Here is a 24,974-nt window from a genome sequence, read left to right on the forward strand (position 1 = left end):
GGTCTGACGCCTGCCCGGTGCCGGAAGGTTAAGAGGAGGAGTGCAAGCTCTGAATTGAAGCCCCGGTAAACGGCGGCCGTAAATATAACGGTCCTAAGGTAGCGAAATTCCTTGTCGGGTAAGTTCCGACCTGCACGAATGGCGTAATGACTTCCCCGCTGTCTCCAGCGTCAGCTCAGTGAAATTGAATTCCCCGTGAAGATGCGGGGTTCCTGCGGTCAGACGGAAAGACCCCGTGCACCTTTACTGTAACTTTGCACTGGCATTCGTGTCGGCATGTGTAGGATAGGTGGTAGGCGTTGAAGCATGGGCGCCAGCTCGTGTGGAGCCACCCTTGAAATACCACCCTTATCGTCATGGATGTCTAACCGCGCTCCGTCATCCGGGGCCGGGACAGTGCATGGTAGGCAGTTTGACTGGGGCGGTCGCCTCCCAAAGAGTAACGGAGGCGCGCGATGGTGGGCTCAGAGCGGTCGGAAATCGCTCGTCGAGTGCAATGGCATAAGCCTGCCTGACTGCGAGACAGACAAGTCGAGCAGAGACGAAAGTCGGTCATAGTGATCCGGTGGTCCCTCGTGGAAGGGCCATCGCTCAACGGATAAAAGGTACGCCGGGGATAACAGGCTGATAACCCCCAAGAGTCCATATCGACGGGGTTGTTTGGCACCTCGATGTCGGCTCATCACATCCTGGGGCTGGAGAAGGTCCCAAGGGTTCGGCTGTTCGCCGATTAAAGTGGTACGTGAGCTGGGTTCAGAACGTCGTGAGACAGTTCGGTCCCTATCTGCCGTGGGTGTCGGAGAATTGAGAGGATTTGTCCCTAGTACGAGAGGACCGGGATGAACATACCTCTGGTGGACCTGTTGTGGCGCCAGCCGCAGTGCAGGGTAGCTATGTATGGACGGGATAACCGCTGAATGCATCTAAGCGGGAAACCCACCTCGAAACGAGTTCTCCCTCGAGAGCCGTGGAAGACGACCACGTCGATAGGCCGGGTGTGGAAGCGCGGCGACGCGCGGAGCTTACCGGTACTAATAGCTCGATCGGCTTGATCGTTCTCATTAATCCATGCCCATCTCCCCAAAGATGGACGCGATCGAAAGACCAATCACAGTTTGCTTCATTCTTGCCCTTTGCCGGCCTGGTGGCCTCGGCGGAGCGATCAGACCCGATCCCATCCCGAACTCGGCCGTCAAACGCTTCAGCGCCAATGGTACTATGTCTCAAGACCTGGGAGAGTAGGTCGTCGCCAGGCCTGCAAAGGGCAAAAGTTTCCTTTTCCACGATGTGCGAATGGGGAGTGGCGAAAAGCGAGTAGACGATCTCTATTCGCCTTTCCCCACTCCCCTTTCTCGTCTTCCAGCCCTCTCCCATAAGAGGGCCGACGTCCTTGGCGCGGGGTGGAGCAGCCCGGTAGCTCGTCAGGCTCATAACCTGAAGGTCACAGGTTCAAATCCTGTCCCCGCAACCAACGATTCTTGCGATAGCAAGGCACCCAAAACCCCGCCCTCGCTCAGGGCGGGGTTTTTCTTGCCCGCAGCAAATCGAAGCATCGCGGCCAAGTCCCCACGAATTATGATCGCCAGCTTGTCTGCGTCCGGCACGAGCGTCACCTGATCGACGAGCGTGCGGAACAGTTCCGCCGCCTCGGCCTTCCCCTCCTCGCCCTGCAGGCTCTCGTGGAGCGCGGAAATGCGTCGTCGGAAAATCTCGGCCATGTTCGGATGCAGAAGCGGCGGCGGCTCCTCAGCGTTCGCAAGCAGGTCGATCAACTCGGCCTTGCGGGTTTCGAGCGCTCCGATCCGATCCTTCAACTTGGCGCCGGGCACGCCGTCGAGGATCGCCTGGATCGCTTTGTCGAGCTCGCGGTCCACGCGCTCCAATTCGCGTTTGCGCGCCTCCAGATCGGCCCCTCGCTCGCTCCGAAGCCTATTTGTTATTCGGCGTGCAAGTTTGACCCCCATACGAGGGGAATCGGCGTTGAAAATTGACCCCCTCTGGTGAAGTCCGGACAGTCCGCCCGTTTTGGTTGAAACGGCGGGTGGTGGGGGATGTTGATTGTGGAGACGATCGGACGAATCCGTCGCGAACATTTCGTCAAGGGCAAGACGATCAAGGAGATCGCTCGCGATCTGGGCATTTCACGGAACACGGTCCGCAAGGCGCTGCGGTCGGAGGCAACGTCCTTCGCTTACGAGCGCGACAATCAGCCGTTTCCCAAGCTCGGGCCTTGGTCGGACAAGCTCGATGAGGTTCTCGCGGAGAACGAGAAGAAGGCGCCGCGCGAGCGGCTAACCCTGATCCGTATTTTCGAAGATCTGAGCGGCCTGGGCTACGCGGGCGGCTATGACGCTGTGCGTCGCTACTCGCGCAAATGGCGCAGCGAGCAAGGCGCGGCGACGGCGGCCGCCTATGTGCCGTTGAGCTTCGAGCCGGGCGAAGCCTACCAGTTCGACTGGAGCCACGAGATCGTTGTGCTCGACGGCGTGACGACGACCGTGAAGGTGGCGCACATGCGTCTGTGCCACAGCCGCATGCCTTTCGTTCGCGCCTATCCGCGTGAGACGCAGGAGATGGTTTTCGACGCGCATGATCGCGCCTTTACCTTCTTCAGGGGCGCCTGCACGCGCGGCATCTACGACAATATGAAGACGGCGGTGGAGACGATCTTCGTCGGCAAGGAGCGCAAGTTCAATCGTCGCTTCGCGCAAATGTGCAGCCATCATCTCGTCGAGCCGGTCGCCTGCACGCCAGCGTCCGGCTGGGAGAAAGGCCAGGTCGAAAATCAAGTCGGCCTGGCGCGGGAGCGGTTCTTCACGCCGCGCCTGCGGTTCAAGACCTACGACGATATGAACGCCTGGCTTCTCGATAAATGCGTCACCTACGCCAAGGCTCATCCGCATCCGGAAATCGCGGACAAGACGGTCTGGGAGGCATTCGAAGAAGAGCGCCCGAAGCTCGTTCCGCTGCGCGGGCGGTTCGACGGATTCCACGAGCTGACCGCGTCGGTGTCGAAGACTTGCCTCGTGCGCTTCGACAACAATAAATACTCGGTCAATGCGAGCGCCGTCGGCGCCCCGGTCGAGATCCACGCCTACGCCGACCGCATCGTCTTCCGCCAAAAAGGGCGGGTGGTCGCCGAACATGCTCGGGCCTTCGGGCGCGGCGCGACGATCTTCGATCCCTGGCATTATGTGCCAGTTCTCGCGCGCAAGCCCGGCGCGCTACGGAACGGCGCGCCGTTCAAGGACTGGGTGTTGCCGGGAGCGATCGAGCGCGTGCGGCGCAAGCTCGCCGGCAGCAATGATGGCGATCGACAGATGGTCAAGGTTCTGGCCGCCGTCGTCGAGGACGGATTGACCGCGGTGGAAGCCGCCTGCGCGGAGGCGCTCGGCCAAGGCGTCCATTCCGCCGACGTCATTCTCAACATTCTCGCCCGCCGGCGCGAGCCGCCGCCCCCGCCGACGATCCCGACGCCCGAGTCGTTGATGCTGCTGCACATGCCGCTCGCCGACTGCGCCCGCTATGATCAATTGAGGAGAACAGGCTGATGGAACGCACCAAGCTCTTCGATCTCATGGGAGAGCTCAAGCTCTTCGGCATGAGGAACGCCTATGACGAGGTGATGTCGAGTGGCATAAAGAGGCAGCATGAGCCGCCACGCATCGTCGGCGATCTTCTCGAGGCGGAAATCGCCGAAAAGCACGCGCGCTCCATCAAATATCAGATGACGATCGCCAAATTGCCGCTGGCGAAGGACTTCGACGGCTTCCAGTTCAACGGTACGCCGATCAATGAAGGGTTGGTGCGCGATCTCTCGAACGGCGGCTTCCTCGACCAACAACGTAATTGTGTTTTCGTCGGTGGAACCGGTACGGGGAAGAGCCATCTTTCGATAGCGATTGCAAGAAATTGCATTCGCGCTGGAAAACGCGGCCGCTTCTTCAACACCGTCGAACTCGTCACCAGGCTCGAGACCGAAGCGCGAGGAGGTCGTCAGGGACGCTTCGCGGAATATCTCACGAGAATGGACTTCATCATACTCGACGAGCTCGGCTACTTGCCCTTCGCGCAATCTGGCGGACAATTGCTCTTCCATCTGATCAGCCGGCTCTACGAACGCACCTCTATCATCATCACTACCAATCTCGCATTCGGCGAATGGCCGAGCGTGTTCGGCGACGCGAAAATGACCAGCGCGCTGCTCGATCGCCTCACCCACCATTGCGACATCGTCGAGACCGGCAACGAAAGCTGGCGCTTCAAGAACCGCGCCTGACGCTTCCCGATCACATCGCGAACCGAAACGCACTCGCCCCGGCTGCGCAACCCCGCCAGCTCCGCCGGGGCGAGCGCTCGCGTTCCGCCCTACGCCAAAAGGGGGTCAATTTTGAACGCCGATCGGGGGTCAATTTTCGATGCCGATTGACACTCGGCGCGCCGATGCGTGCGGCGAGCTCGGCGTAGCTGATCGTGGCGCCCGGCGGAATATCGCGCAGCGCCGCCCATACGCGATGCTGGAACGCCGTTCCCCGAATATCGAGAGGCAGGTCCAACCCGAGTCTCGGTTCTTCCACGAAGCCGACGACCTTCGCGACCATCTGCTCGAAATCGACGTCGCCGCCGATCAGCCGCGCCCGCGGAAATCTGTCTTGCAGGTCGCGCGCGAGTGCGTCCGGGTCGTCGCCGAACGAAATGGCGCAGACGCCCTTGTCGCTAGCGGCGACCAGAATGGCGCCGAAGGAGCATTCGCCGACCGCAAATTTGATCGCGGCGTCCGCTCCGCCGTTTCGGAAAGCGCTCGGCGTCATGCCGAGCGCGCGGACGGACTCTGCGTAGAAGCGGCCGCTGGAGTTGAAGCCGCAATCATAGATGGCTTCAGTCACGGATGCGCTCGTTCCGAGCGTCTCACGAATGCGCTTGTTCCGATGGGCGACCGCATAGGCCTTCGGAGTGAGGCCGGCGACGGCCTTGAAGAGCCGGTGAAAGTGATAGGCGCTGAGGCCGACGCTGCGCGCCAAATCGTCGAGTTTCGGCGGCTCCTCGGCCGCTTCGATCAGGCGGCAGGCGTGTGCTATGCTGTCGGCTTGTCGCGCCTCGAGCGAAGCCTCGTTCGGACGGCAGCGCTTGCAGGGCCGATAGCCGGCGGCCTCGGCCTCGGCCGGCGTGTCGTGGAACCGCACATTGGCGCGCTTAGCGAGACGCGCGGGACAGGACGGCCGGCAATATACGCCGGTCGACGCGACAGAATAGAAGAATGCGCCGTCATAGCTGCGATCTCGCGCCGTGACGGCTTTCCATCGTGCGTCCTCGGCCGCGGCGTCTTTGTCGTGTCGGGGCATTCGAAGCGTCGAGGTCATTTCCGAGAGTCCTGGAATTGGTTTCGGCGCATGATTTAGTCTTTCCCTCACCCTCCCGCATCCCGGTCATTGCTTTCAAAAGATTGGGATGCTCGAGCCGGCCGCGAGATTGCGACACGATGCGCGGACTCGTTCGAAGCGCGCGATGACCTTCATCGACGAGGAACGTCAGAGGCGATGCAATCGCCGATCCGGCGGCCGAACTGCGTCTCGGTCATGGTCATGTTCTTGCCGCCCATCGTCATTGCGATTTGGCCTCCGAAGACTTGGCGATCGGACGTAAATCGATAGGTCGCCAGAGCGCGAGCCGCGTCCGGTCCCGCGCAGACGATGTCGAAGGTCCGCGTCTTGTCGACGAGGCGGGAATTTCTCGGCGAACATTTCGCCAGCGGATTGCTGTCGCTCAGAGCCTCGAGCCCGTACGAAGCCGTATTATCGGGGTCGATGCAGATCGTCGCCGTTTTTCGCGCGGCGGCGTCGACGAGATGCGGGAGCTCGAGAGCCACGGCGACTTCGTAACGTCCGCCTTGCAAGAGCGAGGATTCCATCGCCGACAATCCTCCCATGGGTATGGCCAGCGCAAAGGCGGTCAACGCCGATATTGTTTTCATGTTCGGACTCGCAGTGAGGCATCGATCGTTTCGAACATGCTCGAGCGCCTTCCGCCATCCGTTTCTTGCTTTCGAATGTGCTTGCGCCGACGTCGTTGATCGAAACGGCCGCTCAACGCGGATCGAGGCCGAATCTTTTGCGGATTGCCCGACCGGCTTGGACAAAAAGAGCCCCTGCCGCCGGCACCACGCCGAGCATGTGCATGCAGGCATGGATCATTCCCTCGAGCAGAACGAGTCTGGTGGGAACGCCATTGTCTCGGAGCTCGCGCGCATAGGCTTCGCCTTCGCTGCGCAGCGGATCAAATTCGTTTACAATGATCGTCGCCGAGGGCAGGCCGGACAGGTCCGCCCGCAACGGCGCCGCGTAATCGGGGGGCGCCGACAGTCGGCCTCCGAGATAGTCCTCCCAGCAAAGCCTCATCATATCGCGTGTCAGATAATATCCGTCGGCGAATTCCTCGTATGAAGGCGTGTCGAGATCGGTGTCCACGGCCGGATAGATGAGAAGCTGATGCGCGATCGGCGGACCATGGCGATCTCTCGCCAATAGCGCGGCGGCGGCGGCAAGATTTCCGCCGGCGCTGTCGCCGGCGACGGCGATGCGATGTCGGTCGATTTCCAATTGCTCCGCGCGGTCCGCGATCCAGCAAAAAGCGCGATAGAAATCTTCGAGAGGAATAGGATAGGGATGCTCCGGAGCCAGCCGGTAGCCGACCGAAAAGACGACGCAGCCCGTCGCATTGGCGAGGGCGCGGCATGGATTGTCATAGGCGTCGAGGGAACAGAGCCGCCATCCGCCGGCATGAGCAAAGACGATCGCCGGCGCCTTTTCGTCTTTCTTCGCTCCTGCGGGCCGATAGGCCCGGACTGGGACGACGACAGAGGGGTCGCCCCCTTCGACAATGAGATCGTCGATTCGATCGACGGCTTCGAGCGCGCCTTGCATCGATATCAGCGCGCGATCGACTTCGGAACGAAGACTGTCGAGAGAGGCCGCTTGCACCGCGGGTAGGCGCGCCAGCAATGCGGCGATGTCTGGGTCGATGGCCATCAGGCGAGCTCCTCGAGGAAGAACGGAACGATCTGCGCATTGAATTCGTCCGGGCGCTCTTCCATGATGAAATGACCGCAGTCGCGCACGATGTCGCCCCGCAGATTTCTCGCATGCGGGCGAAGCGTCTCCAGCGGCGCATCCGCCGTCGCATATTCGGAGCCGATCGCGAGGACCGGCATGGTCAGCGCTCTGTTCGCGCGCTCGCGATTTTGACGAATCGTTTCGGGAATGGCGCGGTAATAGGCGAAGCCCGCTCGCATGCCGCCCGGCGTTCCATAGGCGGCGGCATAGACGTCCGCGGCGACGCGATCCCGTCGGTGGGACCATTTGTCGAACATGAAATTCAGATATTCCTTCTCGCGACCGGAGGTGAGGAACTCCGGCAGGTCCAGGACCTGGTTGAACATGAAATGCCAGAGGAAAATATTGTCCGACGGCGGAACGAAGATCGGCGGGGCAGGGGCGAGGCCCGGAATGACAGCCTCGGTCAGCGCGATCCTCTCCACCGCCTCGGGGTAATCGCTCGCCAGCGCATATCCGACCCACATTCCCACATCATGTCCGGCGACGCGGTAGCGGTCATAGCCGAGCTGGATCATGAGCAGGTGCAGGGCGCGCGCCGCGGAGCCCGTGTCATAGCCATGATCCGGCCGCGCGGAATATCCCGCGCCGACCGGGTCGACGGCGATGGCCCGAAAGCCGTTCCCGGCCAGCGCCGTCATGGTGTGACGCCAGGCGTACCAGGTCTGCGGCCAGCCCGGGATCAAGAGAACCGGCTCGCCGTCGCCGAGAATGGAGCAGTGAATTCTCTGCCCGTCGATGCGCGCATAGTGATGCGCAAAGCCATCGGACGCAGTGTCCGGCTCGATCACGTTTGTCATGATGAATGTCCTCGAACAGGCTCAGGAGATGCCGAGGATCGCGTTCGTCTGAGCCGCGCTCAGGGGCGTGCCCGCGAAATCGTCGAAGATTTTTTCCGTGACCCTGATCGTGTGGTCTCGAATGAAGGCTGCGCCTTCGCGCGCGCCGTCTTCGCTGTCTTTCAGGCAGCATTCCCATTCGAGCGTGGCCCAGCCGTCGAAATCATATTGCGCGAGCTTCGAGAAGATCGAACGAAACTCGATCTGCCCATCGCCCAACGACCGGAAGCGTCCCGCGCGTTCGAGCCATGACCGATAGCCGCCATAGACGCCTTGGCGTCCGGTAGGATTGAACTCGGCGTCCTTGACGTGGAACATGCCGATCCGGTCGTGGTAGATGTCGATGAAGTCGAGATATTTGAGCTGCTGCAGGACGAAATGGCTGGGATCGTAGAGAATCCGGCACCGGCGATGCCCGCCGACACGCGCGAGCAGCATCTCGAAACTGACGCCGTCATGCAGATCCTCGCTGGGGTGAAGCTCGAAGCAGAGGTCGATTCCCTGCTCGTCGCAGGCGTCGAGAATGGGCTTCCATCGCCGAGCCAGCTCGTCGAAAGCGGCGTCGATCAAACCTTCCGGGCGCTGCGGGAAGGGGAAGAAATAGGGCCAGAGGAACGAGCCCGAGAATGTTCCCAGCGCGGTCAGTCCGAGCCGGCGCGAGGCCACGGCCGCGAGTTCGATTTGTCGCAGCGCCCATTCGCTTCGCGCGGCGGCGTTTCCGCGAATCTGCTCGGGAGCGAAGGCGTCGCACATCGCGTCATAGGCGGGATGCACGGCGACGAGCTGTCCGAAGATATGCGTCGTCAGCTCGCTGACGACGAGTCCGCGATCGGCCAGAATTCCCGAGATCTCGTCGCAATAGGCCTGGCTCTCGGCAGCCTTGCCGACGTCGAACAGGCGCGGATCCCAGGCTGGAATCTGCAGGGCCTCGAAGCCGAACTCGCTCGCCCAGCCGGCGATGGCGGCGAGAGTGTCGAAAGGCTTTCGCGCATCGCTGAACTGCGCCAGATGAATGCTCGGACCCTTGATCGTCTTCATCGCGCCACCATTATTTGTTGACCGACAAAGAATGCGTCCTTGCAGACGGATGTCAAGCCGATTATTTGTGGGTCGATCAAGAATGCCGCGATCAACAATGGCGCGATCACATGGCCGGCAGACCCAGAGAGTTCGACAGAAGCGTCGCCCTCGAGAAGGCTCGCGACCTCTTTTGGGCGCGCGGTTACGAGGGCGTGTCGATGTCCGACCTCGTGGCAGTTCTCGGGATCGCGTCGGCGCGCATCTATGCGGCCTTCGGGTCGAAGGAGGCGTTGTTCCGCGAGGCGATCGAACTCTACGAAGCAAAGGAAGGCGGCTTCGCCGACCGCGCCCTATCCGGGGCCAAGGACATTCATTCCGCCCTCGGGGACATGTTCCGGGCGGCGATCGAACTCTATACGCCGGGGCGCAGAGGTTGCATGGTCGTATCGGCCGGGACGAATTGCGCGCAAGAGAACGCCGCCGTGGGCGCCTGGTTGTCCGAACATCGCAGAGCGAGAACGCAATCGATCATCGATCGATTGCGGGAGGCGAAACAGTCCGGCGAGATTCCCGATGATGTCGACGAGTCGGCGCTCGGTGACTGTTGCGCCACGATGCTTCATGGCCTGTCGGTGCAGGCGCGGGACGGCGTCGGCGCGGATCGGCTGAACGCCATGGTGGATGCGTTTCTTGCGGCGTTCGATCTCATGACGACGAAACGCCGCCGCCGAGACCGCGCCTCCGTTCGAAACTCGATCCGCCGCTGAGAACCGTCTTCTCGCCGACGTGAGGGCGCCGGCATTGCGCCGCTCGAGACGACCCTCGCAACCGGTTTTGGGACGACTATGCGGCCAGTTCGGGGACTTCGATTTCGATCAATTGCCATAGTCGGGCGCTGCCGGTCCCTCATGGACTTTGCGCTGGTTGATCCGCCCGCGAGCCCGGCCATGCCGAGAGAGCGACGTCGGCCAATGCGTCGAGGATCTTCCGGCTGACGCCATCGCGGGCCTGGATCGACAGCCCCTGCACGACGGCGGCATAGTAAGAGGCGAGGGCCTGCGTATCGGTCGACGGCGCGAGTTCGCCCGCGCTGGCGGCGCGATCGAAGCGCGCCTTGATCGCCGCGATCGTCGCGAGCCTTCGCCTTGCAACATCCGCCGCCACCGAAGCGTGCTCGGGCGCGCACGCTACCGCGCCGCTCGCCAACATGCAGCCTGCCGGCGCCGGCCCCTCCGCGTAGACCTCGATCGCCCCACGCAGAATGCGTTCGACCGCGCGCCGGGCGCTCGGCTCTTCGGCTAGGGCGCGCTGGGCGAAGGAGCCGTAGGTGGCGCCGTAGCGGTCGAGCGCCTCCCGGTAGAGTTGCTCCTTGCTGCCGAAGACGGTGTAGAGACTCGGCGGCGTCACCCCCATGGCTGCGGTCAGGTCAGCGATCGAAGTCCCCTCATAGCCATGACGCCAGAACAGCCGGAGCGCCGTCTCCAGCGCGTCGTCCCGGTCGAGCGCTCGCGGCCGGCCGCGCGGCCGCTTTGCGATGGGTTTCATAGTGACCATTATAAAAAGCTCTTGCGAGGATGCGAGGGCTTATTTTAATATCGCTCGCTAGTTTATTGCAAATGGAGAAACCCGTGACCGATTCCAGCCAATCTATACCCACGACACGCAGAGCTTACAGGCTTACGCGCGTCGACCGCGGCCTTCGCCTCCAGCAGGTCCGGGAGGCGGCGCCGACTCCTGGGCCAGACGAACAACCGATAGAGCGCGCGCCCATTTGCGCATTCTCGAATCACGAGCGATTTCTCGACCAATCGCGCCAGCGACTCGATCAATCCATTTTGGGAAACGCCCTCTTCAGAGATAACATGCAGGCAGGCGTCGAGGTCTGCGCCGCCGACGAAAATCGACAATTGGTCGAGCACAATCTTATCGCGTGCGTCCAACCGATCATAGCTCCAGTCGATCATGTTACGGAGCGTCTGATGCCTATCCGGCGTGTCGCGCGGCAGAAGACCGACGAGATCGAAATCCTTTTGCAGGAGCCGATCGAGATCTTGCGGGCTGAAGCTGGACAGATGTGCGACCGCGAGCTCGATGGCGAGAGGAATGCCGTCGAGACGCCGAACGATATTTCGGATCGCATCCACATCGGTCTCGGCGAGCGTATATTCGCCCGCCATGTCTCGCGCGCGTCGAATGAACAGTTCGAGAGCGCCATAGGCGCCGGCGCTCGCAAGATCGAGATGCTCGTTCGCACTGGGCAAGCCGAGCGGCGCGAGCCGAATGATCCGCTCGTCACGAACACGCAAAGTCTCGCGCGAGGTCGCGAGGATCGGCGTCGCGAGACCCATCCTTCGGATGTCGTTAATGAAACGCCCGACGCTGTCGAGAACATGCTTGCAGCAATCGAGAGCGAACAGAGGCGTGTTCTTCGGCAGGGCGGACAGCGCCGCCTGAGCGATGTTTTGCGCGCCCGGGCCGACGCCGAGCTCCCGCGCGAGCGCGGGCCAAATATCTTCGTCTTCCGATGCATTCGATAGGTCGAGCCAGATCGGATCAGGACGCCCCTCCGCAAGGAGCGCACGCGCGACGCATCTTGCAACGGTGGTCTTGCCGATGCCGCCCGGCCCAGTGATGGTGAGGCAGACATTCGGCCCGAGAGAATCGATGGTTTCGCGTATCGTGTCGTCCCGACCGACGATCGCGCCCGTTTCGAAGTGCTTTCGACGTTCCGCGCTCTGCGTTGGTCCCTCGACCGCTCTTTCGATAAACCGAGGCTCTGAACGAAAGCTCGCCGTTCCGCTGAAATAATAGCCGGTTCGAGCGACTGTCCCGATCAGCCGAGCTCCATCCGATTTCAGCGCGCTTCTCAATTCATTGATCTGAAATCTCAAAGCTCCGTCCGAAATCTGCGATGCTCCCCAGACCTCCGCGACGATGTCGGCTCGCTTGACCGTCTCGCCCGGTGTCCGGATCAAGAGAAGCAGGATGTCGAGCGCCCGATCTCCGATCGGCACGGTCTGATCGCCGCGGGATAGGCGACGGGAGCGCGTTTCCAGCCGGAAATCCCCAAAGGTGTAGACGCCCTCCATAACATCCCCCGAGACGGGCTCATCTGCGACGATCCCCGCCGCGATCTTCCCAGCTAACATAAACTAACAAAATCAGATTTGTAACATGAATTAAATACACATAATTGTCTCTGTCCGGGACGGGCGAATTGTCTCCCGTCCGTCGAGCGCGCGGGCCTATCGAGGCGGATACGGCGCAGAATCCTTTTCGCAACATGCTGAAGGAAAAAGAAAATGGATGCAGCGGCAAAAGGCGCGAGCCCGAAAGCGGGCGCCATAAAGGACTCTCTCGGCTGCTCGCTGACCGAGCTGAGCAAGGATCAGGCTTTGGACGCGGGCCATATGGTTTTTCGCCGCAAGGCCGCCAGCGGGCGGCATCGTGCACAAGTCGCCACGCCGGCGCAGGATCGCGGCGTTCTGATCGGGATTTCCCTGGCCGACGGACACCGGCGCAGCCTTCGAGAAGGCCGGGCCGCGCATGATTGCCTATTCGATCATGGCGACATCTATCTCCGAGACTTCGAAGAGAACTACAAAGCCGAGATGGATGGAAGCTTTGATTTCTTTCTCATCGAATTGATGCCGGAGTTTTGGCGGGATGCAGAGAAAGTCGCAGGCGTTTCACCGGACGTCGGACTGGCCCGCCAGCTCGCGAAGCGAGACATAACCTTATATCACCTCGCAAACGCCGTTCTCCCACTCCTCGAGGATCCGGAACTCCTCGATCCGATCCTGGTCGAGCAGATGGCGACTACGATCGGCGCGCATCTGTTGAAGCGTCATGGCGATCGGCGAAGCGAAGCGACGGGCTTCGATCGCGGACTGGGTTCCGTGATGGTTCGGAAGGCGAAGGAGATGCTCGTCTCCACCGACGAGGAGGATGGGACGTCGATCGCCGTGATCGCTGAGGCCTTGAATATGTCTCGCAGCCACTTTTTCAGGGCTTTTCGCGAGTCGACGGGTATCAGCCCCTATCAATGGCTGCTGAAACAGCGGATCGATAATGCGCAGCGCTTGTTGCGCACGACGAACCTCCCCTTGTCGGAAATCGCGCTTCACTGCGGCTTTTCCGACCAAAGTCATTTCACGCGAATTTTCAGCCGGGATGTCGGAGTGACGCCGAAGGTTTGGCGGCAGCGCGTGCGATAGCAGGACGCGCAGCCGTCACGGGACGATTGTGAAATAGCGCATACGAACATGCAAGACGTTTCGCAGCAGCCGGCGTATTCGATCGTCATGAAAGAATCGTGAGGATCGATGATGACTTGGTCCAGATTGACGACCACGGCCGGCGCGCCTGTCGCCGACAATCAGAATAGCCTCTCGGCCGGGCCGCGCGGGCCGTTGCTGTTGCAGGATTGGCGTCTGCTCGAAAAGCTGGCGCATCAAAATCGCGAACGCATTCCAGAGCGCGTCGTTCACGCCAAAGGCTGGGGCGCGCATGGCCAATTCACGGTAACGCATGACATCAGCGGCTATACATGCGCTTCGCTGTTCTCCGGCGTCGGCAAGACCACGCCGCTGATCGCACGCTTTTCGACGGTCGCCGGCGAGCTCGGGGCCGCCGACGCCGAGCGCGACGTTCGCGGATTTGCCTTGAAGTTCTACACGGATGAGGGAAACTGGGATTTGGTCGGCAATAACACGCCGGTGTTTTTTGTGCGAGATCCGCTCAAATTTCCCGATTTCATCCGAACGCAGAAGCGGCACCCGCGGACCAATCTCCGTTCCGCGACGGCGATGTGGGACTTTTGGAGCCTGACGCCGGAAAGCCTGCATCAGGTCACGATATTGATGTCGGACCGCGGCTTGCCGCAGACGCCTATGCATATGAATGGGTATGGCAGCCACACCTACCGACTTTGGAACGCCGCCGACGAATGCTGCTGGGTGAAGTTCCATTTCAAGACCCGGCAAGGACACAAGCATTTCACCAATGAGGAGGCGTCCCACATCGTCGGTCAGAGCCGCGAGACCTATCAGGAGGCTCTGTTCGGCGCGATCGAGGCAGGGGCGTTCCCACGCTGGACTCTGTTCATCCAGATCATGAGCGAAGCGCAAGCGCGCGCCTGCGCTTTCAACCCCTTCGATGTGACGAAAGTCTGGCCGCACGCCGACTTCCCTCTGATCGAAGTCGGCGAGATGGAGCTGAATCGCAACGCCGATAATTATTTCGCCGAGATCGAACAGGCGGCGTTCAGCCCATCCAATTTCGTGCCGGGCATAGGCGCGAGCCCCGACAAAATGCTCCAGGCGCGAATTTTCAGCTACGCCGATGCGCATAGATATCGGCTCGGGACGCATTACGAGTCGTTGCCGGTGAATCGCCCTCGATCGCCTGTGAGAGTCTACCATAAGGACGGTGCGATGAACTTCGTCGGTCAGCAGACCGGAGTGGTCGACGCCTATTATGAGCCGAACAGTTTCGGCGGCCCGGCCGAGAGCCCGGAGTTTCGCGAGCCGCCGATGCCGATCGAGGGGGACGCCGCACATTGGGACCAGCGCAGTGACGATGATTACTACAGCCAGCCACGCGCGCTCTTCGCATTATTCGACGAGGGCGAGAAAGCGCGGCTCTTTTCGAATATCGCGGCTGCGATGGCTGGCGTTCCAGCGGAGATCGTCGAGCGCCAATTGGCGCATTTCGACGCCGTCGATCCGGGCTATGGTTCGGGAGTGCGCGCGGCGTTGAAGCGCGACTGAGCGAAACTCGGACGCGAGAGCATTCTCCGGCCGTCTTGGACGATGGCTCGAGATCGCGCAGGGAGCGTTCGGCGTAGAGGGTGAGCATCATGTCGTGGCGAGGCGGCAGAAACGCATTGGCGTTGATCGTGATCGTCTCGGCTTGCGGCGCGCATGCGGATGAAGCCGCGAGCGTCGCGCCGAGCCGACCGCGACTCATGTCCAATCGTTGGCAGGAGAATTGGTCCGCGCTCGCCGATCCCGGCCTCCGCACAGAGCCCGGAGACGAGCTCAAACTCATCCCGCTGTCGCCGAGCGAACCGAATTTCTATCTCTCCTTCGGCGCGACTCTGCGTGAGCGCTTCGAGCTTGCCAATGCGCCGTCCTTCGGCGTCGGCAAGACCAATCGGAACGACAGCTATCTGCTTCAGCGCATTCAGCTGCACGCCGATTTGCATTTGAGTGAGGATTCGCGAATCTTTGCGCAGATCGAGGATGCGCGCGCTTTCGACAAAAAAAATCTGGGAAAGGCCGATCAGAATCCCCCCGATCTTCGTTTGGCCTTTTTGGAATATGGCCATGCGTTCCCCGATGGCGTGCTGAAGGCGCGCATCGGTCGCCAGGAGTTCGCTTTCGATCTCCAGCGCTTCGTCTCGAATCGAGACGGTCCGAACGTCAGGCAAGCCTTCGACGCGGCGTGGCTCGATTTCGAGGCGGAGCCTTGGCGCATTCTCGGCTTCGTAAGCCGCCCGGTTCAATATTACCGGGAACAGGCTTTCGACGATAGATCGACGAGAGATATTCAATTCCATACGCTGCGCATGGAGCGGCATGTCTTCGGCCAGAACGAGCTCTCCGCTTATTATTCCTTTTTCGGCAATAGGAATGCTTCCTATCTGGATGCTTCGGGAAACGAGCGGCGACATATTTTCGATATTCGCTTCGCCGGAGAGAAAGACGGATTTGATTGGGATGTCGAGGGAATGGCGCAGTCGGGAAACGTCGGCGCCAAGAGCATTCGCGCATGGGCTGTCGGGGCGCGCGCAGGCTATCGCTTCTCGATGCTGCCGCTGAGGCCGCGCATCGGAATTCAAGCGGACGGAGCCTCAGGGGACCGGCGCAGGGGAGATGGACGGATCGAGACCTTCGATCCGCTGTTTCCCAATGGCTATTACTTCACGCTGGCGGGATTCACGGGCTATGCGAATCTCATTCACCTCAAACCGTCCCTCACTCTCGCGGCGAGCGACAAGGTAACTGTGCTCGCGGGCGTCGGCCTGCAATGGCGCGAAACCACAGCGGATGCGATCTATGTGTTTCCGAATATCGCCGTCGCCGGCACCGCAGGATCGCCCGGCCGTTGGACAGGCGCCTATGAGCAATTGCGCGTGGATTGGTCTGTAACGGCCAATCTTTCCGCCGCGCTCGAATGCGTGCATTTCGCGGCCGGTGACACAATTCGTCGCGCCGGCGGACATGACGCCGATTATCTCGGCGCGGAAGTCAAATTTCTGTGGTGAACGAACCTATGAGGCGACGCGCTCGGCGCCGGAGGCGCTCGAGGATGCGGCGATGAGATGGGTGACTTTAGGCTCCTGGTTGGCCCCGAATTGGCGAACCATTTCCTGAAGGATGCGATCGGCGTTGGTCACGCGACGATGCTGCCGCAAATGCTCGAGCCAAGAAGCGACGTAGAAGATTTCGACGAAGCGTCCCTCTTGGGCGACGTCTTCGAAAATATCCCAGGCATAGGCTCCGTCGCGGCGTCGTCCTTCGCCGAGCTGGCGGACAGCTCGTAGAAACGCGTCGCGATGCCCGGAGTCGACGGAATATTCGACGCTGATCATGACGGGGCCGCGATCCGCCTCCGCATCGATCGAGATCACCGGGTTCGGCCAATGCATGGACGGAGTGAGATCGGGGCCGGCGCCTGCCGAGAGCTTCCATCGGCGGCTCGGCAGAATGCCGAACAGAAGTCCTGCCGCTGCGACGTAATTCGTCGTCGAAAGATCGAGCATCGTGGCCATTTGCCCCCAGACGGCGCTGCCGAGGGTCATCGCGCCGAAGAAAGCGGTCACGAACATGGCGAGTCCCCGTCCCCGCACCCAGTCCGGCAACGAAATCTGCGCCGAAACATTGAGCGTCGCGATCACGGGGATCCAGGAGAAGCCGGCGAGAACGCATGCGGCTAAGGCAGGCGTCGGCGAGCGCGCGAGCCCGAGCGTCACCAACGTGGCCGCTGTGCCGCAGGAGCCCAGAATGACGAGCCGGTCCGCGTCGAGCACGCGCCTCAGGCGCGGCAGCGCGAAGGCGCCGACGACGGCGCCGAGGCCGATGGCGCCGAGAAGAAGTCCATAGACGGCAGGGCCGCTGTCGATCTGGCTGCTGGCGATCAGTGGAAGGAGAGCCCAATAGGCGCTCGCGAAAAAGAAGAAGAAAGCCGCTCTCATCAGAGCGGCCCGCAATGGCCGATTATAGCGGGCATGGCGAAATCCGATGATCAATGCGCTCATCAGCCGCTCGGCCGGCAGAGCATGCTCCGTTTTCGCCGGCGGACGCCACCAGAGCAGCGCGCCGATTACGGCGAAATTGCTCGCGGCGTTGAGCCAGAATGGAGCCGCGTTTCCGAATACTCCGATGACGACGCCAGCGAGGGCTGGACCGACGGCGCGGCTGATGTTGATGCCGACGCCATTGCCCGCGACCGCTGCGGGGAGATCGCGGCGAGGGACCAACTGCGGAACGATCGATTGCCAGGCGGGTGCGGTGAGGGCTGCTCCGATGCTCAGGAGGAAGGTGCAGAGCAGCAAGAGGAAAGGAGTGATGATATCGAGCCTGACGAGCACGGCGCTCGCTGCGGCGACGATCGTGACAGAAATTTCCGCGTAGATGAGGAAACGGCGTCTGTCGACGATGTCGGCGAGCGCGCCAGCCGGCAGCGCGAAGAGAAACATGGGCAGGCTCGACGCGACCTGGATCAGCGATACTGTCATCGGGCTAGCGTCCAGGCCGGTCATCAGCCAGCCGGATGCGGCGTTGTACATCCAGGTTCCGATGTTCGAGACGACCGTCGCGGTCCATATGATTGCGAAAGTACGATGGCGGAACGCGGACCAAAAGGATTGGCTGGCGGATAGATCGTTCGGCTCATGAGATTTGAGATCGATCATCGGTCGTTTCCCGGCAGGGTCGTTCAGAGCGGTTTGGCGGAGGTCCGTGTGCGCGCAGGGTGAATAGAACTTCGATGAGCGCTCTATTCACCCTGCGCAATCACTGTCGTGGGACGCTGATTGCTTGCTTCAGCCTCGCGCTGAGGTCCCGAGCGCCTGTTCTTCTGCATGAGGGAGCCCGACGGCGAAGGCGCCGGGGCCGAGCAGGGCCTGCACGATCAGGAGCGCCGTCCACAGCGCCGGAAACTCCCATCCGCCATTCGCATTCGAGAACAGCCAGCCGTTGGGAAGATGCACGAGCAGCGCGCCGATCATCACGGGAATGAGCGCGACGGACACGATGCGTGTGAGCGCGCCGAAGATCAATGCGAGGCCGCCGCCGATTTCCGCGGCCACGACCACATAGGCGAGCAGCGACGGATAGCCGAGCTGCTCGAAGAATTTCACTGTTCCAGGCAGGGTGAATACGAAAACTTTGAGCAGCCCATGTGAGCGTGCGCGGACAAAATGAGGGCATGAACCCGGTTTTTTGAGCAGGATACGTGATGGGCTGCGAGTCGAGCCCTTCACTCATCGTGATTTCAGGAAGACTGACTCTCGTGTGGAGGCGCGATTGGCGGGTCGAGCTGCTCTATGAGCTTGTGGAAGACGGTTTCGAACTCGGCGTCGTATTGTTCTTTGTGCGAGCGGATGATGTCGATGACCTTCCGGTAGCAGTCGGCCGCTTGCCGATCCTCGCCTCTGGCCTGATAGACCATGCCCAGGCGATCATAACCGTCATGCATGTCAGGAAAGCGCTGGAGGAGTTCGCGGGCGGCGCGCTCGGCCTCATCGAGCGCGCCCGCGTGCACGAGATCGACAACGGCGTTCGACGCCACGGTCAGCTCATCGTCCATATCCTCGTCGCTGTCGAAGCTCCATAATTCGGCGGCCGCGACACGGGCCGCGCGGTCGGCCGCGTCGCGTGCCGCGTGGGCGGCGCGCTCGGCGTCTTCATCCTTGGCGAGGCAGCAGTGCTTGTACTTCTTGCCGCTGCCGCAGGGGCAGGCGTCATTGCGTCCGATCTTGGCCATCGCGGCTTTCACTCTCGAACAAGAACGAGGCATCCCTTGTATCGGTCCCTGCTGGCGGACGCCAGATTCCACGAGCTTCTCCTCGCCTTCGACCGCGATCTTGCGGCGAGGGCGCGCGAGGTGAGATGCGCGCGCTGCGGCGGCGCGCTTCATTCAGGCAATTTCCTGCGCAAGCCCAGAGGCGGTCCCGCCGGGCTCGGCGCAGACCACAATTTGCGCTTCAGCTTCTGCTGCGCTGTGCAGGACTGCCGCAAGCGCGCGACGCCCTCGTCGTTCCGGTTTCTCGGGCGCAAGGTGTTTCTCAGCGCGGTCGTCGTGCTGGTTTCGGCGATACGCAATGGCGCGGCGGCGTCGGTTCGCGAGCTCTCCAACCTTGTCGGCGCAAGCCGCAACACGATTCAGCGCTGGCGCCAATGGTGGCGCGATGTCTTCGCCGCAAGCCCGTTCTGGAGGGTGGCCGCGGCCGCCTTCATGCCGCCCGTCGCCCGAGAGGAGCTGCCGACGGCGCTCCTGGATCGCTTTTCCGGCGCCACCGCCGAACGACTGACCGCGCTGCTGCGATTGCTTTTGCCGATCACCGGAGGGGCCGCGCCGATGCTCGCTGCATGAGGGTTTTCGTCGGCCCGCAGAAGACGCCCGTCGCGGGTCGACGGCCCCGCCGTTACCGTCCGCCAGTCCACTCCAAGGAGCGTCGGCATGGCGAAAGGGCGGGTGCACGAGCAATGGGCGCAGCTGCGCTTTTCGGTGATCGGGCAGCTTCTCGCTGCGCCGCCCGAGAAGGGCGCGCTCCGTTCGGCGCTCGTTGAGCTTGCGGCGCGCGAATGGCGCCATCCAACGACCGGCGCGCCGGTGCGCTTTGGCGCCTCCACGATCGAGCGCTGGTATTATCGGGCGCTCGGAGAGCGTCAGGACCCTATCGCCGTCCTGCGCCGCAAACGTCGCCAGGACGCCGGCCAGCAGACAGCGCTCGGCGTGCCGCTGCGCCAGGCGCTGCTCGCCCAATACGCTGCGCACAAGAGCTGGAGCGTCAGGCTGCACTGGGACAATCTGGTCGCCTTGGCTTCGAGTCGGCCCGAGCTTCAACCCGTGCCGTCTTATGCGACCGTCCTTCGCTTCCTCAGGGCCAATGGTCTGGACAAACGCCGGCCGCTCACCTCGCGGCTGACGGCGGGCGCATTGCGGGCCGAGGCGCGCCTCGAGCAACGCGAGGTCCGCAGCTACGAGGCCGAATATGTCAACGGCCTGTGGCATTGGGATTTCCATCACGGCTCGCGCAAGGTGCTGACGCCGCGTGGCGAGTGGCGCACGCCAATGTTGCTCGGCATTCTCGACGACCGTTCGCGACTCGCCTGTCATCTGCAATGGTATTTGGCGGAGACGGCCGAGAACGTCGCGCATGGTCTGTCACAGGCGATCCAGAAGCGCGGCCTGCCGCGCGCCGCGATGAGCGACAATGGCGCGGCGATGACTGCGGCGGAGATCCGCGAGGGCCTCGGCCGGCTCGCAGTCCTGCACCAGACGACGCTCCCCTATAGCCCCTATCAGAACGCCAAGCAGGAGGCGTTTTGGGGTCCAGTCGAAGGCCGGCTGATGGCCATGTTGGAGGATGTGCAGGACCTCAGCTTGGCGACGCTCAACGAGGCGACGCAGGCCTGGGTCGAGTACGAGTACAACCGCAACATCCATTCGGAGATCGGCGAGGCGCCCGTCACGCGTTTTCTCGCCGGCCCCGAGGTGACGCGGCCGAGCCCCGACAGCGCGAGCCTCAAGCTGGCCTTCACGAGGACCGAGCAGCGGACGCTGCGCAAGAGCGACGGCAGCCTCCTGATCGAGGGCCGCCGCTTCGAGGCCCCGAACCGCTACCGCCACCTCACGCGCCTGGAGGTCCGCTTCGCCAGCTGGGACCTCGGCTGGGTCCATCTCGTCGACGCGCAAACCGGCGCGGTGCTGTGCCGGCTGTTCCCGCAGGACAAGACCAAGAACGCCGATGGGCGCCGCCGGTCGCTGGAGCCGATCGCGGCGGAGCCCATCGCCATCAAGCCTGCCGGTGGCATGGCGCCACTGCTCGCCAAGCTCATGGAGCAGCGGGCTGCAACGGGGTTGCCGCCCGCCTACCTGCCCAAGGACGAAGGAGAAGAGTCTTGAACCCCAAACTATTGGCGCTCTACGGCCTCAAGTGGAACCCCTTCGCGCCGGGCGCGCCGACCGAAGCGTTGTTCGCCACGCCGCGCCTGCGCTCCTTCTGCTGGCGCGTGGCGCAACTCGCCGAGGAGGGCGGCTTCGCCCTCGTCACCGGCTCGCCCGGCGCCGGCAAGTCCGCCGCCCTGCGCATCCTGGCCGAGCATCTGGCGACGCAGCGCGACGTCAAGGTCGGCGTGATCAGCCGTCCCCAGGCCGGCATCGGCGACTTCTATCGCGAGATGGGCGATCTCTTCGGCGTCGAGCTTCGCCCGAACAACCGCTGGGGCGGAGCCAAGAACCTGCGACAGCGTTGGCAGGCTCATATCGACGACTCTCTCAATAGGCCCGTCCTGATCGTCGACGAGGCCCAGGAGATGCTGCCGCTCGTCCTGAGCGAGCTGCGCTTGCTGTCCTCGGCAAAACTCGATTCCCATATTCTGTTGACCGTCGTTCTGGCGGGAGACGGACGGCTCGTGGAGCGTCTGCGGTCCGACGAGCTTCTCCCGCTCGGCAGCCGCATCCGAGTTCGCCTCGCTATCGACCGGGCGACGCCGCAGGAGCTGCAGGATTGTCTCAGACACGCCTTGCAGCAGGCCGGCGCGACGACGCTGATGACCCCGGAGCTGATCGTGACCCTCTGCGATCACTCCCAGGGCAATCTGCGCGCGCTCATGACGCTTGCGGGCGAGCTGCTCGCGACGGCCGCCGAGCGTGACGCCCGACAGATCGACGAGAAGCTGTTTTTCGAGACTTGCGCCATGGCCCCTCCGCCCGCCCCGCTCTCGACTGCGGCCGGAACTCGGCGTAGACGATGACGCCGCTTCCCGTCACGCCCGCCCATCAGCTCGCCGATCGCCCTCCAGACAAGGACTGGCTGGTCACGGGGTTGTGGTCCCAAGAAGCGGTCGGCATCATCGGCGGCGAGCCCAAATGCTGCAAATCCTTCCTCGCGCTAGATCTGGCCGTCGCCGTCGCCGGCGGCGCGCCCTGCCTGAGGCGATTTGGCGTACCCAAGCCCGGCCGCGTCCTGCTATACGCCGCCGAGGACGCGGCGCACATCGTCCGGCGCCGGATCGAGGGCATCGGCGCTGCGGCCGGCCTCTCCATCTTTGATCTCGACATCCAGGTCATCACCGCCCCGTCGCTGCGCCTCGATCTCGACGCCGATCGCGCCAGCCTCGAGGAAACCATCGCGCGGCTGGAGCCGCGCCTGCTCATCCTCGACCCCTTCGTGCGCCTGCATCGCATCGACGAAAACATCAGCGGCGAAGTGGCGCCGCTGCTGGCGTTCCTGCGTCAGCTCCAACGCCGTCACGGCCTCGCCGTGATCCTCGTCCACCACGCGAGAAAGAACGCGAGCAGCATGCGTGCGGGCCAAGGCCTACGTGGTTCCTCAGAGTTCCATGCCTGGGGCGACTCCAACCTCTATCTCCGCCGAGACGGCGACGCGCTCACCCTGACCGTCGAGCACCGCGCCGCGTCGGCCATGCCCGCCATCAGGCTCGAGCTCACCGAGCGCGCCGACGCGCTCGCCCTCGAGGTCGTGGACGGCAGGCCACAACCCGCACAGGGCGCAGAAGCACGCTCGATCGACGAGCGCATCGTCGCGGCCCTCGCGGAAGCCGGCGCGCCGCAGCCCTTTGCCGATCTGCGCGCCTTGTGCCGCGTGCGCACCACCACGCTCTATCAGCGTCTGGCCGCCATGGCCGCCGCGGGCCGCATCGTCAAATCGACGGACGGCTATCGCCTCGCCACGGGCTGAGTGATACGCCGCGATAAACGGCCGCAACCAAATCAGCCCCGCTGTGGCCGCATGCCCTCTCAAGTCACTCAGACGTTGACTTCCCACTTCCGCTTCCCACCACCCCTACAGCGTGCGGGAAGCGGAAGTGGGAAGCCCATCAAAAAGCCTGATGAGCACGACATCAGAAACCGTGATCACACTCACATGCGCGAGAAACAGCGCGCCGAGGCTCACGCGCAGCAGCAGAGCGGCGTAATCCGCATTGCGAACATTGGTCATTGTCTCGATCCTTTTGTCATGTTTGCGAAGGCGGCCGGCGCGTCGGCGCCGGCCAATGGTCACGCTGCGTCGACGAGAACGATCTCGCTGTCCTCCAGCGCGGTGACGCGCAGGATGTCGACGTCGCTGATCGCGGCGCCGTCGCGGGCATTCACGCGCAGATCGTCGATCTGCACAGCGCCGCTCGCCGGCACGAGATAGGCTTTGCGCTCGCGGCCGAGTCTGTATTCCGCCGTCTCGCCGGCCCGCAGCGTCGCGCCGACGACGCGCGCGGCGGTGCGGATCGGCAGCGCGTCGCCGTCATTGTCGAAGCCGGACGCGAGGGTGACGAAGCGGCCCGAACGATCTCCCTTGGGGAAGGGACGGGAGCCCCAGGAGGGGGCGCCGCCGCGCGTCGTCGGCAGGATCCAGATCTGAAAGATCCGGGTCGGGCCATTCTCGAGATTATATTCGGAATGCGCGATGCCGGAGCCTGCGCTCATCACCTGCACGTCGCCTGCCTCGGTGCGGCCCTTGTTGCCCAGGCTGTCCTGATGCGTGATCGCGCCCTCGCGGACATAGGTGACGATCTCCATGTCGCGATGCGGATGCGTCGGAAAGCCCGTGTGCGGCGCGATCGTGTCGTCGTTCCAGACGCGCAGATTGCCCCAATGCATCCGTCTGGCGTCGTGATAGTCGGCGAATGAGAAATGATGCTTGGCGTCGAGCCAGCCGTGATCGGCGCCGCCGAGGCTGTCGAAAGGTCTCAGTTCGATCATCGTAAATCTCCTGTCGCGACATCGGTCGCTGTCGATGGAGACGGATTTAAGAGTTGCGCGCCCTTCTGTTCAGTCGGATAATTTTGGTCGAACTGTTCGAGAAAGTTGAAAAGTGAGCAATCCGGGCGCGCCCAGCCTCGACCAGCTGACCATTTTCTTGGCCATTGTCGACGCCGGCAGCTTCGCCGGCGCGGCGCGGCGGCTGAATCGCGCCGTCTCGGTGATCAGCTATGGGATCGCCAATCTCGAGGCGCAGCTCGGCATAGAGCTGTTCGAGCGCGAGGGAACGCGCAAGCCGCGGCTCACCGTGGCCGGGCGCGCGCTGCTGGCGGAGGCGCGGGCGATCTCGCGCGGCGTCGAGGATTTGCGCGCCAAGGTCAAGGGCCTGCTCGAGGGGCTGGAGGCGGAGGTCGATCTCGCCGTCGATGTGATGCTGCCGACGGAGCGGGTGGGCGCCGTGCTGCGGGAATTCGCGGGGCGATTCCCGACCGTGCAGCTGCGGCTGCATGTGGAGGCGCTCGGCGCGGTCACGGCGATGGTGCAGGGCGGCGCGGCGATGATCGGCGTGTCCGGTCCGCTCGCGCTCGGAGTCGAGGGGATAGAGAGCATAGCGGCCGGATCGGTCGCGCTGATCCCGGTGGCGGCTCCCGATCATCCTCTGGGGCGCATGGCGCGCATCCCGCCCGGCGCCGCGCGCGAGCATACGCAGCTCGTGCTCACGGATCGCTCGCGCTTCACCGAGGGGCGCGATTTCTCGGTGGTCAGCCCGCGCAGCTGGCGGCTCGCCGATCTCGGCGCGAAGCACGCCCTGCTGCGCGAGGGCGTCGGCTGGGGCAACATGCCTCTGCAAATGGTCGCGGACGATCTGGCGTCGGGCGCGCTCGTGCGGCTGGCCATGACGGATCATCGGGGCGGAATTTATCGCTTCTCGTGCATTTGGCGGCGCGAGGCTCCGCCGGGGCCGGCCGCCTCCTGGCTGGTCGATCGCTTCGTCGCGCTGGGCGCGGAGGATTTGCCGGCCGAAGGGCTGAGCGACGTTTGAGTGGGACCT

The 24,974-nt window shown here is 63.0% G+C and carries 23 protein-coding genes, 1 tRNA gene, 2 rRNA genes and 2 pseudogenes; 16 read left to right on the forward strand and 12 right to left on the reverse strand.

Annotated features, from left to right (window positions below):
* From K369_RS00395 to istB, 6 genes and pseudogenes are all read left to right on the forward strand, one after another.
* Window positions 1–1,056: ribosomal RNA gene (locus tag K369_RS00395) — 23S ribosomal RNA — on the forward strand; the annotation flags it as partial.
* 84 nt (window positions 1,057–1,140) lie between these two features.
* Window positions 1,141–1,255 (forward strand): 5S ribosomal RNA (rrf, locus tag K369_RS00400).
* A gap of 139 nt (window positions 1,256–1,394) precedes the next feature.
* Window positions 1,395–1,471 (forward strand) — tRNA-Met (locus tag K369_RS00405).
* 253 nt (window positions 1,472–1,724) lie between these two features.
* Complete coding sequence (locus tag K369_RS26900; RefSeq protein ID WP_036286306.1) at window positions 1,725–1,991, forward strand: hypothetical protein; 267 nt, start codon at window positions 1,725–1,727, stop codon at window positions 1,989–1,991.
* 60 nt (window positions 1,992–2,051) lie between these two features.
* Window positions 2,052–3,618 (forward strand): annotated as a pseudogene (istA, locus tag K369_RS00415) (IS21 family transposase).
* The gene (gene istB / locus K369_RS00420) at window positions 3,551–4,279 is read left to right on the forward strand and encodes an IS21-like element helper ATPase IstB (RefSeq protein WP_024882319.1); all 729 of its coding nucleotides are present in this window, start codon (window positions 3,551–3,553) and stop codon (window positions 4,277–4,279) included. The pseudogene istA and the gene istB overlap by 68 nt, the downstream one beginning before the upstream one ends.
* A 10-nt stretch (window positions 4,280–4,289) precedes the next feature.
* On the opposite strand, the gene ada is transcribed toward istB, so the two are convergent.
* The 5 genes from ada to K369_RS00445 all read right to left on the reverse strand — a co-directional run bounded on the left by ada (window position 4,290) and on the right by K369_RS00445 (window position 8,986).
* Window positions 4,290–5,360 (reverse strand): bifunctional DNA-binding transcriptional regulator/O6-methylguanine-DNA methyltransferase Ada, encoded by a 1,071-nt coding sequence (ada, locus tag K369_RS00425; RefSeq protein WP_084570367.1) that lies wholly within the window; start codon window positions 5,358–5,360, stop codon window positions 4,290–4,292.
* Between the two features lie 152 nt (window positions 5,361–5,512).
* Window positions 5,513–5,971, reverse strand: a complete 459-nt coding sequence (locus K369_RS00430) for a DUF3617 family protein (RefSeq protein WP_245278036.1) — start codon at window positions 5,969–5,971, stop codon at window positions 5,513–5,515.
* 112 nt (window positions 5,972–6,083) lie between these two features.
* Complete coding sequence (locus K369_RS00435; protein ID WP_036286309.1) at window positions 6,084–7,025, reverse strand: alpha/beta hydrolase; 942 nt, start codon at window positions 7,023–7,025, stop codon at window positions 6,084–6,086.
* A complete protein-coding gene (locus K369_RS00440) occupies window positions 7,025–7,909 on the reverse strand; it encodes an alpha/beta fold hydrolase (RefSeq protein WP_036286312.1) in 885 nt (294 codons plus the stop codon). The genes K369_RS00435 and K369_RS00440 overlap by 1 nt, the downstream gene beginning before the upstream one ends.
* Window positions 7,910–7,930: 21 nt before the next feature.
* The gene (locus K369_RS00445; RefSeq protein WP_036286315.1) at window positions 7,931–8,986 is read right to left on the reverse strand and encodes a sugar phosphate isomerase/epimerase; all 1,056 of its coding nucleotides are present in this window, start codon (window positions 8,984–8,986) and stop codon (window positions 7,931–7,933) included.
* A gap of 110 nt (window positions 8,987–9,096) precedes the next feature.
* Here K369_RS00445 and K369_RS00450 point away from each other — a divergent pair, with 110 nt between their 5' ends.
* The gene (locus K369_RS00450) at window positions 9,097–9,735 is read left to right on the forward strand and encodes a TetR/AcrR family transcriptional regulator (protein WP_051948631.1); all 639 of its coding nucleotides are present in this window, start codon (window positions 9,097–9,099) and stop codon (window positions 9,733–9,735) included.
* A gap of 139 nt (window positions 9,736–9,874) precedes the next feature.
* Here the strand turns inward: K369_RS00450 and K369_RS00455 are convergent, their stop codons facing one another.
* The gene (locus K369_RS00455; RefSeq protein ID WP_036286318.1) at window positions 9,875–10,513 is read right to left on the reverse strand and encodes a TetR/AcrR family transcriptional regulator; all 639 of its coding nucleotides are present in this window, start codon (window positions 10,511–10,513) and stop codon (window positions 9,875–9,877) included.
* 317 nt (window positions 10,514–10,830) lie between these two features.
* On the opposite strand from K369_RS00455, the gene K369_RS27440 reads away from it, so the two are divergent.
* Window positions 10,831–11,505 (forward strand): hypothetical protein, encoded by a 675-nt coding sequence (locus K369_RS27440; RefSeq protein ID WP_245278038.1) that lies wholly within the window; start codon window positions 10,831–10,833, stop codon window positions 11,503–11,505.
* A 276-nt stretch (window positions 11,506–11,781) separates the two neighbouring features.
* On the opposite strand, the pseudogene K369_RS28075 reads toward K369_RS27440, so the two are convergent.
* Window positions 11,782–12,117 (reverse strand): annotated as a pseudogene (locus tag K369_RS28075) (transcriptional regulator); the annotation flags it as partial.
* A 153-nt stretch (window positions 12,118–12,270) separates the two neighbouring features.
* Here K369_RS28075 and K369_RS00465 point away from each other — a divergent pair.
* The 3 genes from K369_RS00465 to K369_RS00475 all read left to right on the forward strand — a co-directional run bounded on the left by K369_RS00465 (window position 12,271) and on the right by K369_RS00475 (window position 16,238).
* Window positions 12,271–13,185, forward strand: coding sequence for a helix-turn-helix transcriptional regulator (locus K369_RS00465; protein ID WP_051948636.1), 915 nt, complete (start codon window positions 12,271–12,273; stop codon window positions 13,183–13,185).
* A 111-nt stretch (window positions 13,186–13,296) separates the two neighbouring features.
* Window positions 13,297–14,739, forward strand: a complete 1,443-nt coding sequence (locus K369_RS00470; RefSeq protein ID WP_036287373.1) for a catalase — start codon at window positions 13,297–13,299, stop codon at window positions 14,737–14,739.
* Window positions 14,740–14,828: 89 nt separating this feature from the next.
* Window positions 14,829–16,238 carry an alginate export family protein gene (locus K369_RS00475; protein WP_036286323.1) on the forward strand — a complete coding sequence of 470 codons (1,410 nt, stop codon included), beginning with the start codon at window positions 14,829–14,831 and terminating at the stop codon, window positions 16,236–16,238.
* Between the two features lie 6 nt (window positions 16,239–16,244).
* Here K369_RS00475 and K369_RS00480 read toward each other — a convergent pair whose 3' ends face one another.
* The 3 genes from K369_RS00480 to K369_RS26905 form a co-directional block, all read right to left on the reverse strand.
* A complete protein-coding gene (locus K369_RS00480) occupies window positions 16,245–17,888 on the reverse strand; it encodes an MFS transporter (protein WP_051948638.1) in 1,644 nt (547 codons plus the stop codon).
* A 129-nt stretch (window positions 17,889–18,017) separates the two neighbouring features.
* Window positions 18,018–18,428, reverse strand: coding sequence for a DoxX family protein (locus K369_RS00485; protein ID WP_051948859.1), 411 nt, complete (start codon window positions 18,426–18,428; stop codon window positions 18,018–18,020).
* 41 nt (window positions 18,429–18,469) lie between these two features.
* Window positions 18,470–18,961, reverse strand: a complete 492-nt coding sequence (locus K369_RS26905) for an SEC-C metal-binding domain-containing protein (RefSeq protein ID WP_036286326.1) — start codon at window positions 18,959–18,961, stop codon at window positions 18,470–18,472.
* A gap of 36 nt (window positions 18,962–18,997) precedes the next feature.
* On the opposite strand from K369_RS26905, the gene K369_RS00495 reads away from it, so the two are divergent.
* The 4 genes from K369_RS00495 to K369_RS00510 all read left to right on the forward strand — a co-directional run bounded on the left by K369_RS00495 (window position 18,998) and on the right by K369_RS00510 (window position 22,904).
* On the forward strand, window positions 18,998–19,570 hold the full coding sequence (locus K369_RS00495; protein ID WP_036286329.1) for a hypothetical protein: 573 nt from the start codon (window positions 18,998–19,000) through the stop codon (window positions 19,568–19,570).
* 87 nt (window positions 19,571–19,657) lie between these two features.
* Window positions 19,658–21,106: a DDE-type integrase/transposase/recombinase gene (locus K369_RS00500; RefSeq protein WP_036286332.1), complete on the forward strand. Its 1,449-nt coding sequence runs from the start codon at window positions 19,658–19,660 to the stop codon at window positions 21,104–21,106.
* Complete coding sequence (locus K369_RS00505) at window positions 21,103–21,957, forward strand: ExeA family protein (protein WP_051948640.1); 855 nt, start codon at window positions 21,103–21,105, stop codon at window positions 21,955–21,957. Before K369_RS00500 ends, K369_RS00505 begins: the two co-directional genes overlap by 4 nt.
* Window positions 21,954–22,904, forward strand: coding sequence for an AAA family ATPase (locus tag K369_RS00510; protein WP_036286335.1), 951 nt, complete (start codon window positions 21,954–21,956; stop codon window positions 22,902–22,904). Before K369_RS00505 ends, K369_RS00510 begins: the two co-directional genes overlap by 4 nt.
* Window positions 22,905–23,009: 105 nt before the next feature.
* Here K369_RS00510 and K369_RS00515 read toward each other — a convergent pair whose 3' ends face one another.
* Entirely contained in the window at window positions 23,010–23,165 is a 156-nt protein-coding gene (locus K369_RS00515) for a hypothetical protein (protein WP_156967619.1), read from the reverse strand.
* Between the two features lie 59 nt (window positions 23,166–23,224).
* Window positions 23,225–23,923 (reverse strand): pirin family protein, encoded by a 699-nt coding sequence (locus K369_RS00520; protein ID WP_036286341.1) that lies wholly within the window; start codon window positions 23,921–23,923, stop codon window positions 23,225–23,227.
* 112 nt (window positions 23,924–24,035) lie between these two features.
* On the opposite strand from K369_RS00520, the gene K369_RS00525 reads away from it, so the two are divergent.
* Complete coding sequence (locus K369_RS00525; RefSeq protein ID WP_036286344.1) at window positions 24,036–24,965, forward strand: LysR family transcriptional regulator; 930 nt, start codon at window positions 24,036–24,038, stop codon at window positions 24,963–24,965.
* The last annotated feature ends 9 nt before the right edge of the window (window positions 24,966–24,974 follow it).

Origin of the sequence: Methylosinus sp. PW1 (assembly GCF_000745215.1) — a bacterium.
GTDB lineage: Bacteria > Pseudomonadota > Alphaproteobacteria > Rhizobiales > Beijerinckiaceae > Methylosinus.